At 60.0% G+C, this 15,419-nt stretch carries 16 protein-coding genes; 4 read left to right on the forward strand and 12 right to left on the reverse strand.

Annotated elements, in window-relative coordinates:
- Positions 1-6: 6 nt before the first annotated feature.
- Positions 7-1,608, reverse strand: coding sequence for an ABC-F family ATPase (locus tag AC07N6_RS08390; protein ID WP_494779854.1), 1,602 nt, complete (start codon positions 1,606-1,608; stop codon positions 7-9).
- Between the two features lie 546 nt (positions 1,609-2,154).
- On the opposite strand from AC07N6_RS08390, the gene AC07N6_RS08395 reads away from it, so the two are divergent.
- Entirely contained in the window at positions 2,155-2,742 is a 588-nt protein-coding gene (locus tag AC07N6_RS08395; protein ID WP_494779855.1) for a DUF1439 domain-containing protein, read from the forward strand.
- 21 nt (positions 2,743-2,763) lie between these two features.
- Here AC07N6_RS08395 and ldcA read toward each other — a convergent pair whose 3' ends face one another.
- The 7 genes from ldcA to AC07N6_RS08430 all read right to left on the reverse strand — a co-directional run bounded on the left by ldcA (position 2,764) and on the right by AC07N6_RS08430 (position 7,909).
- Positions 2,764-3,777, reverse strand: coding sequence for a muramoyltetrapeptide carboxypeptidase (gene ldcA, locus AC07N6_RS08400; protein ID WP_494779856.1), 1,014 nt, complete (start codon positions 3,775-3,777; stop codon positions 2,764-2,766).
- Entirely contained in the window at positions 3,774-4,301 is a 528-nt protein-coding gene (tadA, locus tag AC07N6_RS08405; protein ID WP_494779857.1) for a tRNA adenosine(34) deaminase TadA, read from the reverse strand. The genes ldcA and tadA overlap by 4 nt, the downstream gene beginning before the upstream one ends.
- 10 nt (positions 4,302-4,311) lie before the next feature.
- Positions 4,312-4,758: a 6-carboxytetrahydropterin synthase QueD gene (gene queD / locus AC07N6_RS08410; protein WP_494779858.1), complete on the reverse strand. Its 447-nt coding sequence runs from the start codon at positions 4,756-4,758 to the stop codon at positions 4,312-4,314.
- Between the two features lie 139 nt (positions 4,759-4,897).
- The gene (gene queE / locus AC07N6_RS08415) at positions 4,898-5,533 is read right to left on the reverse strand and encodes a 7-carboxy-7-deazaguanine synthase (RefSeq protein ID WP_494779859.1); all 636 of its coding nucleotides are present in this window, start codon (positions 5,531-5,533) and stop codon (positions 4,898-4,900) included.
- Positions 5,534-5,749: 216 nt separating this feature from the next.
- Positions 5,750-6,061, reverse strand: coding sequence for a putative quinol monooxygenase (locus AC07N6_RS08420; RefSeq protein WP_494779860.1), 312 nt, complete (start codon positions 6,059-6,061; stop codon positions 5,750-5,752).
- 11 nt (positions 6,062-6,072) lie between these two features.
- Positions 6,073-6,849, reverse strand: a complete 777-nt coding sequence (locus tag AC07N6_RS08425; RefSeq protein ID WP_494786249.1) for an SDR family NAD(P)-dependent oxidoreductase — start codon at positions 6,847-6,849, stop codon at positions 6,073-6,075.
- A 79-nt stretch (positions 6,850-6,928) separates the two neighbouring features.
- Positions 6,929-7,909, reverse strand: a complete 981-nt coding sequence (locus AC07N6_RS08430) for an aldo/keto reductase (protein ID WP_494779862.1) — start codon at positions 7,907-7,909, stop codon at positions 6,929-6,931.
- Between the two features lie 131 nt (positions 7,910-8,040).
- Here AC07N6_RS08430 and AC07N6_RS08435 point away from each other — a divergent pair, with 131 nt between their 5' ends.
- Entirely contained in the window at positions 8,041-8,934 is an 894-nt protein-coding gene (locus AC07N6_RS08435; RefSeq protein WP_494779863.1) for a LysR family transcriptional regulator, read from the forward strand.
- Between the two features lie 156 nt (positions 8,935-9,090).
- On the opposite strand, the gene AC07N6_RS08440 is transcribed toward AC07N6_RS08435, so the two are convergent.
- Positions 9,091-9,789: a hypothetical protein gene (locus AC07N6_RS08440; protein WP_494779864.1), complete on the reverse strand. Its 699-nt coding sequence runs from the start codon at positions 9,787-9,789 to the stop codon at positions 9,091-9,093.
- Between the two features lie 299 nt (positions 9,790-10,088).
- On the opposite strand from AC07N6_RS08440, the gene AC07N6_RS08445 reads away from it, so the two are divergent.
- Entirely contained in the window at positions 10,089-10,451 is a 363-nt protein-coding gene (locus tag AC07N6_RS08445) for a cupin domain-containing protein (protein WP_494780265.1), read from the forward strand.
- Between the two features lie 69 nt (positions 10,452-10,520).
- Here the strand turns inward: AC07N6_RS08445 and AC07N6_RS08450 are convergent, their stop codons facing one another.
- The 3 genes from AC07N6_RS08450 to AC07N6_RS08460 form a co-directional block, all read right to left on the reverse strand.
- Positions 10,521-12,725, reverse strand: a complete 2,205-nt coding sequence (locus AC07N6_RS08450; RefSeq protein ID WP_494779865.1) for an OsmC domain/YcaO domain-containing protein — start codon at positions 12,723-12,725, stop codon at positions 10,521-10,523.
- 213 nt (positions 12,726-12,938) lie between these two features.
- Positions 12,939-13,568, reverse strand: a complete 630-nt coding sequence (locus tag AC07N6_RS08455; protein ID WP_494779866.1) for an NADPH-dependent F420 reductase — start codon at positions 13,566-13,568, stop codon at positions 12,939-12,941.
- A 191-nt stretch (positions 13,569-13,759) separates the two neighbouring features.
- Positions 13,760-14,512, reverse strand: coding sequence for an SDR family NAD(P)-dependent oxidoreductase (locus AC07N6_RS08460; protein ID WP_494779867.1), 753 nt, complete (start codon positions 14,510-14,512; stop codon positions 13,760-13,762).
- A gap of 161 nt (positions 14,513-14,673) precedes the next feature.
- Here AC07N6_RS08460 and AC07N6_RS08465 point away from each other — a divergent pair, with 161 nt between their 5' ends.
- Entirely contained in the window at positions 14,674-15,267 is a 594-nt protein-coding gene (locus AC07N6_RS08465; protein ID WP_494779868.1) for a TetR/AcrR family transcriptional regulator, read from the forward strand.
- Positions 15,268-15,419: the final 152 nt, after the last annotated feature.

Raw genomic sequence — 15,419 nt, forward strand, 5'->3', positions numbered from 1 at the left:
TGCGGGTTATTGGATGCCCTGGCTGGCCAGGTAGTCTTCATAGTTGCCCTGGAAGTCGACGATCTCATTGTCTTTCACTTCCAGGATGCGGGTGGCCAGCGAAGACACGAATTCACGGTCGTGCGACACGAACAGCAGCGTGCCGGCGTATTTCTCCAGCGCGATGTTGAGCGACTCGATCGATTCCATGTCCATGTGGTTGGTCGGTTCGTCCATCAGCAGCACGTTATGGCGGCCCAGCATCAGCTTGCCGTACATCATGCGCCCTTTTTCGCCGCCGGACAGCACCTTGACCGATTTCTTGACGTCGTCGCCCGAGAACAGCAGGCGGCCCAGGATGCCGCGCACGGCCTGGTCGTCGTCGCCTTCCTGGGTCCACATGCCCATCCAGTCGGTCAGGGTCTCGCCCTTGGCGAACTCTTCGGTCGGGTCTTGCGGCATGTAGCCGACGTTGGCGTTCTCGGCCCACTTCACCTGGCCGTGGTCCGGATGGATGCCGCCGGCCGCATCGCCGCCGATGCTGCGCAGCAGGGTGGTCTTGCCGGCACCGTTGGCGCCGATGATGGCGATCTTTTCGCCGGCTTCGACCATGATGCTGAAGTTCTTGAAGATGTCGCGGTCGTAGGTCTTGGTGATGCCCTGGGTTTCCACCGCCAGGCGGTGCAGCTTCTTCTCGCCTTCAAAGCGGATGAAGGGGTTCACGCGCGAAGACGGCTTGATATCCTCGACCTTGATCTTGTCGATCTGCTTGGCGCGCGATGTCGCCTGGCGCGCCTTGGACTTGTTGGCCGAGAAGCGGCGCACGAAGTCCTGCAGTTCGGCGACCTTTTCCTTGGCCTTGGCATTGACCGCCAGTTGCTGCGCGCGCGCCTGCGACGAGGCCAGCATGTAGTCGTCGTAGTTGCCCGGATAGACCTTCAGCGTGCCGTAGTCCATGTCGGCCATGTGGGTACAGACCTGGTTGAGGAAGTGGCGATCGTGGGAAATGATGATCATGGTGGAATTGCGCTCGTTGAGCACGTCTTCCAGCCAGCGGATGGTGTTGATGTCCAGGTTGTTGGTCGGTTCGTCCAGCAGCAGGATGTCCGGGTTGGAGAACAGCGCCTGCGCCAGCAGCACGCGCAGCTTCCAGCCGGGCGCGACGTTGCTCATCGGGCCCTGGTGCTGTTCGATCGGCACGCCCACGCCCAGCAGCAGTTCGCCGGCGCGCGCTTCGGCGGTGTAGCCGTCGTATTCGGCGAACTTGGCTTCCAGGTCGGCGGCCTTCATGTAGTCGTCGTCGGTGGCATCCGGGTTGGCGTAGATGGCGTCGCGCTCGGACATCGCCGCCCACATCTCGACGTGGCCCATCATCACCACGTCCAGCACGCGCATTTCCTCATAGGCGAACTGGTCCTGGCGCAGCTTGCCCAGGCGCTCGTTGGTGTCCAGGCTGACGTTGCCGGCCGACGGCTCGAGGTCGCCGCCCAGGATCTTCATGAAGGTCGACTTGCCGCAGCCGTTGGCGCCGATCAGGCCGTAACGGTTGCCGTCGCCGAACTTGACGGAGATGTTCTCGAACAACGGCTTGGCGCCGAACTGCATGGTGATGTTAGCGGTGGATAGCACTGCGAAAAACCTTTTCTAAAATGAAACTTGCGCGCGATAAAAAGCAGACATTGCCGCCAGGCGCGCCAAAACGGGCGAAAACGGCAATTTTACCACTGCGAGCCAGTGCCGGCTTGCGTTGCAGCCCGTCTGCGGGACAACCGGCGCCGCCCGATTCCGCCGTCCTTTCCCGGCAGCAAGCCTCAGGCGCAGCCCGCCTGCCCGCCGGAAGCTACAATGGCCGGGATTTTTAGCCGGCCCAGAGCGTGTTATGAACTATTACAGCCCCCGCGTTCAAATGAGAAGGGTGCAGTGCAAGGCGCGGTGCGCCGCACAGGGTGGTGCCCTGTGCAAGCGCCGCAACGCCGCACTGTGCCCTTCTCATTTGAACCCTTCGGGCAGCCCCGGCAACGGGCCGCCTGCTGTGTTGCTCCTCCTTGCCGTGGCGCCACCACGGCGCGTCGTCGCGCCTTGCATCCGGCCCGTTGCCGGGGCTGCGCGGGAGCTGTAATAGCTCATAACACGCTCTCACTCCAACCGGCTTCGCAGCATTGAAATGAAGACGATATGACACAAGCAAAAAAGATGCCCCGCCGCACCACTCCCGCCGCCCTCGCCGCTGTTGCCCTCATCGGGATGGGACTTGCCGCGGCCAGCCATGCCGCCTACAACCTCTGGACCGGCGAATACAGCGTGTCAAAAAAGGAATTGGAGGCGGCGATCGCGCCGCAGTTTCCGCGCAAGCTGCGCTATATGGAAATTTTCGAGGTCACCCTGAGCAACCCGCGCCTGGGGATGGAGCCGGACAAGAACCGCCTGAGCACTGTGGTCGATGCGCAAATCGCCAACCCGTTGCTGCTGGCCCGGCCGGTCAATGCCGCGCTGACCATGAGCAGCGGCTTCAAGTACGATCCCGCCACGCGTTCGCTGCGGCTGGATGCGCCCAGGGTGGAGAACGTCGATTCGCAAGACCTGCCGCCGCAATACAGCCAGCAATTGAGCGCGCTGGGCAATGCCGCCGCCGACAAGCTGCTGCGCGACTATGCGGTCTACACCTTTACGCCCGAGCAGCTGCAAATGAACGGCAAGCGCTTCGAGCCGGGCAAGATCACCGTGGAAAAGGATGCGGTGAAGGTGGAGATCAAGGAGCAGTAGGAATGATCGGAAATATTGGAATTATCGCCTGCGCAGCGTTGGATAGCCCGACAGCGTCAGCGTGAAGCCTTCGGCCCCCTTCGAATCCAGCGCCGCATGCGCCCCCATCGGCAGCGTCACCAGGTCGCGCACGTGGCCGAACGGCAGGCCGGTGACGATCGGTGTGGCGATGCGCTGGCGCAGGAAGGCCAGCATCTCGCCGAAGTCGTAACCATTGTCGACCTCGCCCAGCCGGTAGCAGGAAAAGTCCCCCAGCACGATCGCCCTTTGCCGCGCCAGCACGCCGGCATGCTCCAGTTGCAGCATCATGCGCTCGACCCGGAACGGGTGCTCGTTGACATCTTCCAGAAACAGGATGCCGCCATCGATCTGCGGGAACCACGGGCTGCCGACCAGGTGCGCCACCATCGCCAGGTTGCCGCCCCACAGCTTGCCCTCGCATTGCAGGGCCGGGCTGTGCGGGTCGGTCCAACGGTCGCCGTTGGGCGCGCGCTCGGCGCCGGCCGGGCCGGTGTAGTTGCGCACCACGGTCTGCGGCGCAGACAGGGTTTTCCAGAACGTCGCCAAGGCCTGCCAGTTCGGCTGTTCAGCGCCGAAATCCCCAGCCAGCATGGGCCCCTGGAAACCGGCCATGCCCCTCAGCTTGAGCAAGGCGAATTGCAGCGCGGTGACGTCGCTGTAGCCGACCAGCAGCTTGCCGCTGGCCGCCAGCGCAGGAATATCCAGCGCCGGCAGGATGCGGCTCATGCCATAGGAGCCGCGCAGGCACAGCAGCACATCGATATCCGGATCGGCGGCCGCTTCCATCAGTTGCGCGGCGCGCTGCTCGTCGGTGGCGCCGAAGCGCTGGAAGCGCGCCTCATGACTGTAGAAATTGCGCACGCGGCAGCCCAGCGACGCCAGCAGCGCCACGCCGCGCTCCACGTTTGCCGGGTCGACCGCATGGCCGCACGGCGCAACGATCGCCACGCCGGTGCCGGCCGGCACCAGCCCATCGAGTAGTTCCCGGCCGGCGGCCGCTGCTGCCTCTGTCATTGCTGTTCGCTTTCATCGTCGGTTTGCCCATTCGCCGCCGCATCCAGCAGCCGCTGCTGCTTCAGCTGGTCGCGCCGCATGGCGAAAAAATCCTTCAGCAACTGGCCGCACTCTTCGGCCATCACGCCGCCCTGCAATTCGGTATGGTGGTTCAATTTTTCCTGTTCGAACAGGTTGAGCACCGAGCCGCAGGCGCCGGTCTTGGGGTCGGCCGCGCCGTACACCACCCGCGCCAGGCGCGCATGCATCATGGCGCCCGAGCACATCGCGCAAGGTTCCAGCGTCACATACAGCTCGCAGCCCGGCAAGCGGTAGTTGCCCAGTTTTTCGGCGGCCGTGCGCAGCGCCATGATTTCCGCATGTGCGGTCGGGTCGTGCTTGCCGATGGGATGGTTGAAGCCGGTGGCGATCACCGCCCCGTCCTTGACCACCACCGCGCCGACCGGCACCTCGCCCAGCGCCCAGGCGTTATTGGCCTGGTCGAGCGCGGCGCGCATGTGGCGCAGGTCGTCTTCGGTTGGCATGAAGTCGTCCTTAGTCGGCAGTGACTTCGGCCCAGCAATTGGGCGTCTCGTGCAGCACCAGCTTTTGCAGGTGCAGGCCGGTGCCGTAGCGGTCCTTGTAGGCCGCCTTGAGGATATGGAAGGCGGCGCGCGCCAGGTTTTCCACGGTCGGGATGCTGTCGATGACGACCGTCTTGTGGCCCGGCAGGCTGGCCAGGAAGTCGCGCACCGGCGTGTCTTTTTCATAGACCAGGAAGGCATGGTCCCAGACGTCGACCAGGTGTTCCTTGGCCAGCGACTTGATGTCGGAAAAGTCCATGATCATGCCATTGTCGGAGTTGCCTTCGATGTCGATCACCGCGCCGGTCAGCGTGATCTCCAGCGTATAGCGATGGCCGTGCAGGTTGCGGCACTGGCTCTTGTGGTCGGGGATGCGGTGGCCGGCATCGAATTCGAGTTTGCGGGTGATCGTCAGCATGAATGGTTTTCCGAGAGGGAGGCCGGCTCCGGCGCACAAGGTGCAACACGCGCAGCGGGCGGCGATAAGCGATTGTAATCAATCGGCGCGGCCTCGCGTAGGCGGATTGACCATGCCGGGTATTGGAGCGGGAAGATGTTCAGGGAATATTGAGCAGCTTGTGGGTCTGGATGCTCAGCTTCCACTTGGGGTTGCCCTTGACCATCTCGATGGCCAGCCTGGTATTGGCCGCCGCCTCCGGCCCGTCCATGGGCTGCAGCAGGAAGTGGGTGAAATCGAGCGTTTCGTATTCCGCCAGCGGTTGTCCGGCCTGCGGCACCACTACCTTGAGTTCGCTGCCCTGCTTCACCTTCAGCTCCGAACCCATCTTGGGGCTGACGCAGATCCAGTCCACGCCCGGCGGCACGGGAATGGTGCCGTTGGTCTCGATGGCGATCTCGAAGCCGGCGGCATGCATGGCATCGATCAATGGCCCATCGAGTTGCAGCAGCGGCTCGCCGCCGGTAAACACCACGTACTTGCTGGGCGCATAGCTCGCCGGCCACAGGCTGTTGATCTTGGCGGCCAATTCTTGCGGCGACTTGAACTTGCCGCCGTTCTCGCCATCGGTGCCGACGAAATCGGTATCGCAGAACTGGCAAATGGCGCGGCTGCGGTCTTCCTCGCGCCCGGTCCACAGGTTGCAGCCGGAAAAGCGGCAAAATACCGCCGGACGGCCTGCGTGGGCGCCTTCGCCTTGCAAGGTGTAGAAGATTTCTTTGATGCTGTAAGTCACGATATCGGTGCCGAAAGGCGTAAAACGGGCTGAAGGAAGCGGCCAGGGATGCCCCTGCTGCGGGATGGCTTCCTAAGCGCCTGATATTTCGGGATATTTTCCGAACGTCCAAAGGGGCATTATAGCGGGACGGCAGGCCTGACGCAGCCTCCGGCTGCTGCCGGTGGCCTTGTCATTGTCGTTTTGGGGATGCTCAGATCAAAGAAGTCCGTTCTTTTAATCGCTTATACGCTTGGATAATGTGATTGACGGGCCGAATACGAGGAGTGGACCAAGTTCTTTCATCACCTCGGCCACATGTGGATTAGCCGCGTGAGCGGCAACTGCTTGTTCGTCTACCCATCCATCGATGATGTAAAAAGTGTTGAGATCATCCATCTTTTGGTGGAGATCGTAATAGAGGCAACCGGCCTCGCGTCGGGCTGGTTCGACGAATTGCAGAACGAGTTCCCGAACCCGTTCCCGATCCGCAGTCTCACAACGCAATTCACAAACGATATGGCGTTCCTGTGCTTTAGCGTTTTGCATTCTTGCCACCTTCAATTTTTGCCAGCATATACACGGGTCATGCCGCCATCGACCACCAGGTCGATGCCGCAGATATAGCTGCTCGCATCGGACGCAAGAAACACCAAGGCGTCAGCAATATCTTCGGCCGTTCCAACCCGCCCTGCCGGAATCTCTGTCGATACGCGGCTGACGTAGCCTGCGACCTCGGCATCGGTCATTTTTTGCTCATGGCTATATCCTTCGGTAGGTACCACGCCAGGGCTGATCGTGTTGACCCGGATCTTCCGGTGCTTGAGATCGGTGGTCCAGCTGCGCGCGAGCGAACGCACCGCGGCCTTGGTCGCTGCATAAACAGCAAAACCCGGCAACCCCATATCGGCGGTAATGGATGCATTGAGAATGATTGATGCTCCATCGCGCAGAACGCCAAGGGTACTCTGTACCGTCAGAACAACTCCCTTGATGTTGATACTGAGTTCGCTGTCAATCTGTTCTTCGCTCAACTGTGCGAGTGGCGTTGCATGGCCGCCACCGGCATTGGCGAACAAAATGTCCAGCTGGCCGTGTGCCTTCCTGATCATTTCTGCGACTCGCAGCATGTCACTCTTGCTTGTGACATCGGCCTGAATTCCCACTGCACTTGCGCCAAGTTTGCTGACGGCGGCATCAAGCACCTCCTGTCGCCGGCCCGTGATGTAGACCACGGCGCCGTGTTCAATGAGACGTTTCGCGGCACCGAAACCAAGGCCGGTTGTCCCGCCGGTGACCAGCGCGACACGTCCCCTGAGTGTTTGATTACTCATCATTTTTTCCTTCGAAATATTTTGTACGGATAACGATCTACGAGTAGAACGTCGGCTCGGACCGAGCCCTTGAACTTTGAACTTAGCGGTTGATCGTCTTCATCATCTGCGCGTTGTATCGCTCACCCTGCACCGGAACCTTGGCCAAGACATCGCCGATTTCCTTCAGGTCTTCATTGGTCAGTTCGACGGTGGCGCCGCCGACGTTCTCTGTCAAACGATGCAGCTTGGTCGTGCCAGGAATAGGCGCGATCCAGGGTTTCTGGGCCAGAAGCCATGCCAATGCGACTTGAGCCGGCGTGGCTTGTTTGCGCTTCGCCACCTCGCCAATCAAGGAAACCAAGTTGTGATTGGCTTCACGTGCCTCGTCTGCGAAACGGGGCAAGTTATTGCGGACATCACCGCTGGCAAACGTCGTATTGGCGTCTATCTTGCCGGTAAGAAAACCTTTTCCAAGCGGACTGAACGGAATGAAGCCAATGCCTAATTTCTCAAGCGTCGGCAGGATTTCGCTTTCCGGCTCCCGCGTAAACATCGAGTATTCGCTCTGCAAGGCGGACAGCGGCTGCACGGCATGTGCCTGACTGATAGCTTGCACACCGGCTTCGCACATGCCGAAGTACTTTACCTTGCCCTCCTTGATGAGGTCCCGAACTGCGCCTGCAACATCTTCCATAGGAACATTCGGATCGACACGGTGCTGATAGAACAGATCGATTCGATCGGTCTTCAATCTTTTCAGCGATTGTTCCGCGACCAAGCGAATTCGCTCCGGCCGGCTGTCGAGTCCAGTGGCCGCATTGCCATCCTTGAAACCGAATTTAGTCGCAATAACCACTTGGTCACGAAAAGGCGCCACGGCCTCACCGACCATTTCTTCATTTACCTGACCGTAAGCTTCTGCCGTGTCAAATAACGTGACACCACGCTCGAATGCAGCTCTGATAAGTGCAATCGCCTCTGCTTTGTCTGTCGCGGGGCCGTAGCCGAAAGTGAGCCCCATACAGCCCAGTCCGATTGCAGATACTTCCAAACCGTTATTTCCCAATTTACGTTTTTGCATAGCGCTCTCCAAGATTTGTGCCGACTAAACATTGTCAGGCCGCCGACGATGCCCACTGACCCAACTTTAGGTCACCACAGTTCCCTTGAGAAGACCTATACTTTGCAAATCGATATGTAGAATTTCAATAAATGGAACGTATAAATCTTAATAACGTTGCCGCATTTGTCGTAGTAGCGCGGGAGCGCAGCTTTACGCGAGCTGCTGCTCAGCTCGGACTTTCGCAATCGACGCTCAGCCATACAATTCGAGTGCTTGAGGAAAAGATCGGCATCCGGCTGCTGACACGTACGACACGCGGCGTATCCCCTACGGAGGCAGGCGAACGCCTCCTTGCGAGCGTCGGTCCTTATTGTGAAGGGATTGAAACTGAATTGGCTTCGCTGAGTGAGCAACTAGACAAGCCGGCAGGCACTATCAGGATCAATTCGCACGACCATGCGGTTCGAACAATCCTATGGCCGAAACTATCGAAGCTATTGCCCGCGTATCCAGAGATAAAAATTGAATTCACGATAAGTTACGGACTGATCGACATTGTTGCCGAGCGCTTCGATGCTGGTGTGAGGCTAGGCGATCAAGTCGCCAAAGACATGATCGCGGTTCGGATCAGTCCCGACTTCAGGATGGTCGTTGTTGGTTCACCATCGTATTTTGCGACGCGCAAAAAACCGACAATGCTGCCAGACCTCACCGCCCATAATTGCGCGAATCTACGCCTGCCTACCCACGGCGGCCTCTATGCATGGGAATTTGCGAAAAACGGCCAGGAAATGCATGTACATGTACAAGGTCAATTGATTTTCAATACCTCGCCCGAGCTGCTAACCGCAGCCTTGGAAGGATATTGCCTGGCCTATGTACCAGAAGATGTGGCGCAGCAACATATTACTGATGGACGCTTAATACAGGTACTTGAAAAGTGGAGCCCAACCTACCCGGGTTACCATCTGTATTATCCAAGCCGGAGAAATTCTTCGCCGGCTTTTTCATTGGTACTGAACGCTCTGCGCGACACACGATAAATCTCGATGCCACGATGTCTGTGACCGCTTTGGCGAGTATTTTCGATTACGAAAAAAGCGTGCTCGAAACGTCCGACATTGGCGGTTTATGGCTTGAACGTTCCATGCGGTCTGGCGCCAGTGGACTTGGCGCCTGATACCCCTCCTGGCGAACCATCATTGCACTACTTCGAAACTGAGCGTGGCCACGTGCCGCACGTCAGTAAACTCCTTGCCGTCGATGGTGACCGAACCGTTCACCTTGGCCGTCACTTCCAGCACGTACAAACCCGGAAACGGCGTGCCCAGCGTGACGCTGCCATCCTTGGCGGGCGTCAGCACACGACGCCAGCCTTCGGATGTCTCGACGTTGACTTGGGACGCGGCCACCGCACTGCCCTTCCACATCAGCCGGAAAGTGTCGCCGCCCGGCTTGGTGGGCACCAGCTCGAGGTCATTGACGGCTTCGGTCTCGCTGCGGCCGTAGCGGGCCTGGTAGAACACCACGGTGTTCTTGCCGGTGATTTCGCGCGCGGAAAAGCGCAGGTCGCCGCCTGCCGGCGCCTTGTCGATCTGCAAATGGTCGCCTACCGTCGTCACCGGCAGGCTGGCGGCCTCATCCGCGGGAAAGGCTTTGGGCATGTCGATCTGCGGCATGGACACATCGCGCTTGGCGAGCTCGCCGGAATAGACGCGGAAGCGTCCATTGGCCCGCCCGTCGGCGTTGTCTTTCTCCAGCCACAGGTAATTGGCATAAGCCGGGTTGGCCAGCGCCAGCGAAGCGGTCAGCGCGACGGCTGTCATCAACTGCTTGCGGCCGCTAACCAGGCGACTGGAGACCGACATCGGCAATGAGGCATTTTTCTTGGTGGTCATGATAGTGGTTGTCTCGTGGTGAATTCAATGGAACAGCACGGTAGCAAAAGCATTGGCGCAACACGTAAAGATGATAATTATTCTTATTTGAATTCTACCCGTTGATCCGCATCCGCTCCATTGATAATCAATTCAAAACGTAACCTGCCATGCGCCGATACTGCCGCATCGCTTGCCGATGCCGCCGCGCAACTGAGCCTGGCCGGCCAGGCGAAAAGGAAAACCCGTGGCGATGCGCGAATCGCGAACCTTCCCCTGTTAAACTGCCGGCCAGCTTACCGATGACTTCCGCCATGACCATGCCTGCCATCACCGAATTCCGCCATCAATCCCCCGCCCCTGAATACGACCATCCGCGTGAAGAGCGCAGGCTGGAAGGCAATCCGAAACGCACCACCTGGAATCATTTCACCAACGCCGGCGGCGAAGTCAGCGCCGGCGTCTGGGCTTGCGAAAAAGGCAGTTGGCGCATCGCCTTCGCACCCAACAAGGATGAATATTTCTACGTGCTGGAAGGCCGCTGCCGCGTCATCGACGAGCAAGGCCACGCCGCCGAGGCCGGCCCGGGAGATGCGTTGGTGATCCCCGGCGGCTTCAAGGGCATCTTTGAAGTCGTGGAACCGGTGCGCAAGCACTATGTGATCGTGGAGCGGGCGGCCTGACTTATCCGCCCGACTTGTCCGCCCGCCTTATTTGCCCGCCTTATTTGCCCGTTTCCGGGAAACGCACAATCAGTTCTTCGCGCCTGCCGCATTGGCTCGCGCCTTATGCAGCTTGCGGTAGCTGTCGAGCAGGCGCTGGTGCCGGTCCAGCCCCTCCAGCTTCATGCTGGTAGGCGTCAATCCGTAGAAACGCACGCTGCCGTCCACTGAACCGATGACCGCATCCATCCGCTCATTGCCGAACATGCGGCGGAAGTTGGCTTCGTAATCGGCCAGTTCCAGTTCCTCGTCGAGCTGCACTTCCAACACCACGTTCAAGGCCTGGTAGAACAATCCGCGCTCGACCGTGTTGTCGTTGTATTGCAGGAAGGCGCCGACCAGCTCATGCGCCTCCTCGTACTGCTTCAGGGCCAGGCGGATCAGCAGCTTCAGCTCAAGCACCGTCAACTGTCCCCATTCGGTGTTTTCATCGAACTCGATGCCGATCAAGGTAGCGATGTCCGAGTAATCGTCCAGCTCATTGTTTTCCAGGCGATCGAGCAGCGCCGCCAGGCTGGCGTCGTCCAGGCGATGCAGGTTCAGGATATCGGCGCGGAACAGCAGCGCCTTGTTGGTGTTGTCCCAGATCAGATCCTCGATCGGATAAATCTCGGAATACCCCGGCACCAAAATCCGGCAGGCCGTCGCGCCCAACTGGTCGTACACCGCCATGTAGGCTTCCTTGCCGAGGTCCGCGAGAATGCCGAACAAGCCCGCCGCTTCCTCGGCGTTGGAGTTCTCGCCCTGGCCGGAAAAGTCCCATTCGACAAACTCGAAATCCACCCTGGCGCTGAAAAAGCGCCACGACACGATGCCGCTGGAATCGATGAAGTGCTCGACGAAGTTGTTGGGCTCGGTCACCGCGTTGCTTTCGAAGGTCGGCTGCGGCAAATCGTTCAAGCCTTCGAAGCTGCGTCCCTGCAGCAATTCCGTCAGGCTGCGCTCCAGCGCCACTTCGAAGCTGGGATGCGCGCCGAACGAGGCGAAGACGCCGCCGGTGCGCGGGTTCATCAATGTCACGCACATCACCGGATAAGTCCCGCCCAGCGATGCGTCCTTGACCAGCACCGGAAAGCCCTGCTCTTCCAGGCCCCGGATACCGGCCACGATGCCGGGATATTTCGCCAGCACTTCTTGCGGCACGTCGGGCAAGGCGATTTCGCCTTCCAGGATTTCGCGCTTGACCGCCCGCTCGAAGATTTCGGACAGGCATTGCACCTGCGCTTCGGCCAGCGTATTGCCGGCGCTCATGCCGTTGCTGACGAACAGGTTTTCAATCAGGTTGGACGGGAAATACACCGTTTCGCCGTCCGACTGCCGCACGTACGGCAGCGAACAGATGCCGCGCTCGGCATTGCCGGAGTTGGTATCGACCAGGTGCGAGGCACGCAACTCGCCATCGGGGTTATAGATGTCCAGGCAATACGCATCCAGGATCTCCTTGGGCAGCGCATCCTTGCGGCCCGGCTTGAACCAGCGCTCGTTCGGGTAATGCACGAACTGGGCGTTGGCGATGTCTTCGCCCCAGTAGGAACCGGCGTAGAAATGGTTGTTGCTGATGCGCTCGATATACTCGCCCAGCGCCGAGGCCAGCGCGCTTTCCTTGGTCGCGCCCTTGCCGTTGGTGAAGCACATCGGCGAGTGCGCGTCGCGGATATGCAGCGACCACACGTTGGGAATGATATTGCGCCACGAGGCGATTTCGATCTTGATGCCCAGGTTCGCCAGCAGGCCCGACATATTGGCGATGGTCTGCTCCAGCGGCAGGTCCTTGCCCAGGATGTAGGTGCTGGCCTCGCCGTCCGGCTTCACCGTCAACAAGGCCTGCGCATCGGCATCCAGGTTCTCGACCTCTTCGATGATGAACTCGGGGCCTTCCTGCACCACCTTCTTGACGGTACAGCGCTCGATGGAACGCAGGATGCCCCGGCGGTCGGCTTCCGAGATATCGGCTGGTAACTCGACCTGGATCTTGAAGGTTTGCTGGTAACGGTTTTCCGGGTCGACGATATTGTTCTGCGACAAGCGGATGTTTTCGGTCGAAATGTTGCGCGTATTGCAGTACAACTTCACGAAGTAAGCCGCGCACAAGGCCGACGAAGCCAGGAAGTAATCGAAGGGACCGGGCGCCGAACCGTCGCCCTTGTAGCGGATGGGCTGGTCGGCGATGACGGTAAAGTCGTCGAACTTGGCTTCGAGGCGCAGCTTGTCGAGGAAGTTGACCTTAATTTCCATGAGGGGCTCTAAAAATGGGAGTGGGGGCTATTATCCCCGTCAGGTCGGCGCCCTGCAAAACATTCTCGCGTGATTGCACAAAAAACATGCACAGAGACAGGACAGGCCGGGATGCGCGCACGCCCGACCATCAGGTTGGAGGGTGTTCATCCCGAATCCCTCTGCAACGGCAACTGATCCGCCGACTCATAATGCACGCGGCCCAAGTTTTTCTTAGCGAACTATCCGGCGCACGAAGTGCAATTCAACCGCGGATAGAGGGCCGCCGAGCTGTTGCATCGCACCGCCGTCGGCGAGAGAGCCGAGGTCGAGCGCGACCAGGCCCGTCGAATTAATCAGTTCGACCACGACCGCCTTGGCATCGCGATCGTCCCCCGACACGAACAGTACGGTCTTCGGCTTCTGTGGCGAGAAATCCTGTATCCAAGCCATCGGCATGTTGCTGATCGATTTCACCAGCCTGGCCCCGGGCGCCATTGCGGCGACTGTCTCGCTCGAGGTGCGGCCCTTCAATGCGGCCACCGATCTGGCGACGCCGGCAGCGCTGGTGTCCGGTTCCTCGCCCATATGGGCGTTGGTCCCGTCGACCAGGATACGGCCGCTCCAGTCGATCCCCTTGAGCGCCGCCGGCGCATCCGCCCAATTCGTGGCGAGGATCACCACATCGCATTGCGCGGCGTCCTGCCTGGATCCCGCGCTGGCGGCCGATCCCAGATCGGCGACGCGCCCCGCAAATGCCTCCGGCCCGCGCGAACTGGACAGGACGACCTCGTGGCCCGCGCCGATCAAGTGGCGACCGATGGTCGTCGCCATGCGGCCAGCGCCGATAAAACCAACTTTCATATCCGTTTCTCCTCGATCAAATGACGACGCAAGCAGCCATGGCCGATACAGTCGCTGCGCCGAACGCCGCCACCGCTGTCTCGCCTGCCATTCCATTTGACGAGCGCGCTGTGTTAATTAAAACCAAAGGTTGAGAGATGTGACCCCACGACTGGCCGGACTTGTGGGCCAGCCATGGGACCGCGTCGGGGTCAGGCCTGCGCCATGCCCCCATCGACGGGAAGATCTATACCGGTGATGTAAGAACTTTCATCGGAGGCGAGGAACGCGACTGCTGCGGCGATTTCCTCGGGCATGCCTCTGCGGCCCATCGGGATCTGCGTGGTGAACTGTGCGACTGCCTGCTCGGCCTGTTCGGCAGTCAGGCCCGTCGTCGTCGCCAGGGCCGGGGTGTCGATTGCTCCGGGGCTCATGCAATTGACGCGGATCTTGCGGTCCTTCAATTCCAAGGCCCAGCCGCGCGCGAAGTTGCGCACAGCCGCCTTGCTCGCGGCGTAAGCAGTAAACCCTGGCAGCCCGAGCACGTTGGAGACCGAAGAGTTCAGGATAATCGAAGCGCCATCCTTGAAGAGGGGAAGCGCCTTCTGCACCGTAAAGAACATCCCCTTCACGTTCACATCGAAGGTCTGGTCGAAATGGGCCTCGGTCGCGACCGCGAGCGGGGCGATCGTTCCTGCGCCCGCGTTCGCGAAGAGAACGTCGATGTGACCGTGCTTCTCTTTCACGACGGCATAGAGCCGGTCCAGGTCTTCCAGGCGCGACACGTCGCCGACGACCGTCGTAACGTTTCGCTTGATGGAGGCGGCGGCCTCCTTCAGCTCTGTCTCTCGCCGTCCAGTGATCACGACGTGCGCACCCTCTTCCACGAAGCGCCTGGCCGTGGCCAGGCCAATCCCGCTGCTTCCGCCCGTGATGACGGCAATCTTGCCTTCCAGTTTTTTCATGATCTTTTTGAACCTTTCGTTTGCGGTGTAAAGCAGCGCCGCTGTTCCCATCGGCACAAAGGCGCTGTATCATTTGGATCATCGATCCATATCCTGATCCGCAACATCTGAACCATTGATCCAAATATATGGATCAATGATCCACTTGTCAAGGGACACCCATGCGCGCTGACGCAAAAAAAAATTACAGCCACATCCTCGCGATCGCGCGTGAGGTTCTCATCGAGGATGGCGCCGATGCCTCGATGCGCGATATCGCCCGTCGCGCCAATGTCGGATTGGCGACGCTGCTTCGTCACTTCCCGTCGCGGGAAGCCTTGTTCGAAGCGCTGCTCTGCACGAATCTGGATGCGCTCACGCAAAAAGCAGGTGAACTCGAAAAATCGGGTTCACCTGGCGCAGCGATCATGTCCTGGTTCCGCGAATGGATGAGCTTTGCCCAAAGCTATCGGGGCGTTGTCGCCCTGATGGCGGCAGCCCATACCAACCCGGACTCCGCGCTTTACGCTTCATGCGCAGCAGTGCACTCAGCGAGTGCACGCCTGTTGCAACGTGCTCAGGCGGAAGGGACGGCACGTGCCGATATGAACGGGGACGACATGTTCGGCTTGATGGCGGCGCTCGGCTGGCTTGTCGATCTACCCTCATTCGCGCCACGGGCAGATCATCTTGCTCACCTTATTACGAGCGCCATCCTGACAAACTCGTCCAGCGATGACGTCAAAAGGAAAGGCGTCAAAAAGGCAGTGCCCTGAGTCGGATCGGGCAGGAAGGATTGGTGGAGATCCGCGGTGGCCGGCGCCCCGCGCTCGCGGCGCAAGCGCAAGGGTTCGTGCATAAGACGTTTTCTCCGCACGGATACGGCGATCACCCAAGGTCGCGGTGCGCCCATGCGATCCGCATCTAT

This window comes from Herbaspirillum sp. GW821-FHT09A12, from assembly GCF_059418325.1.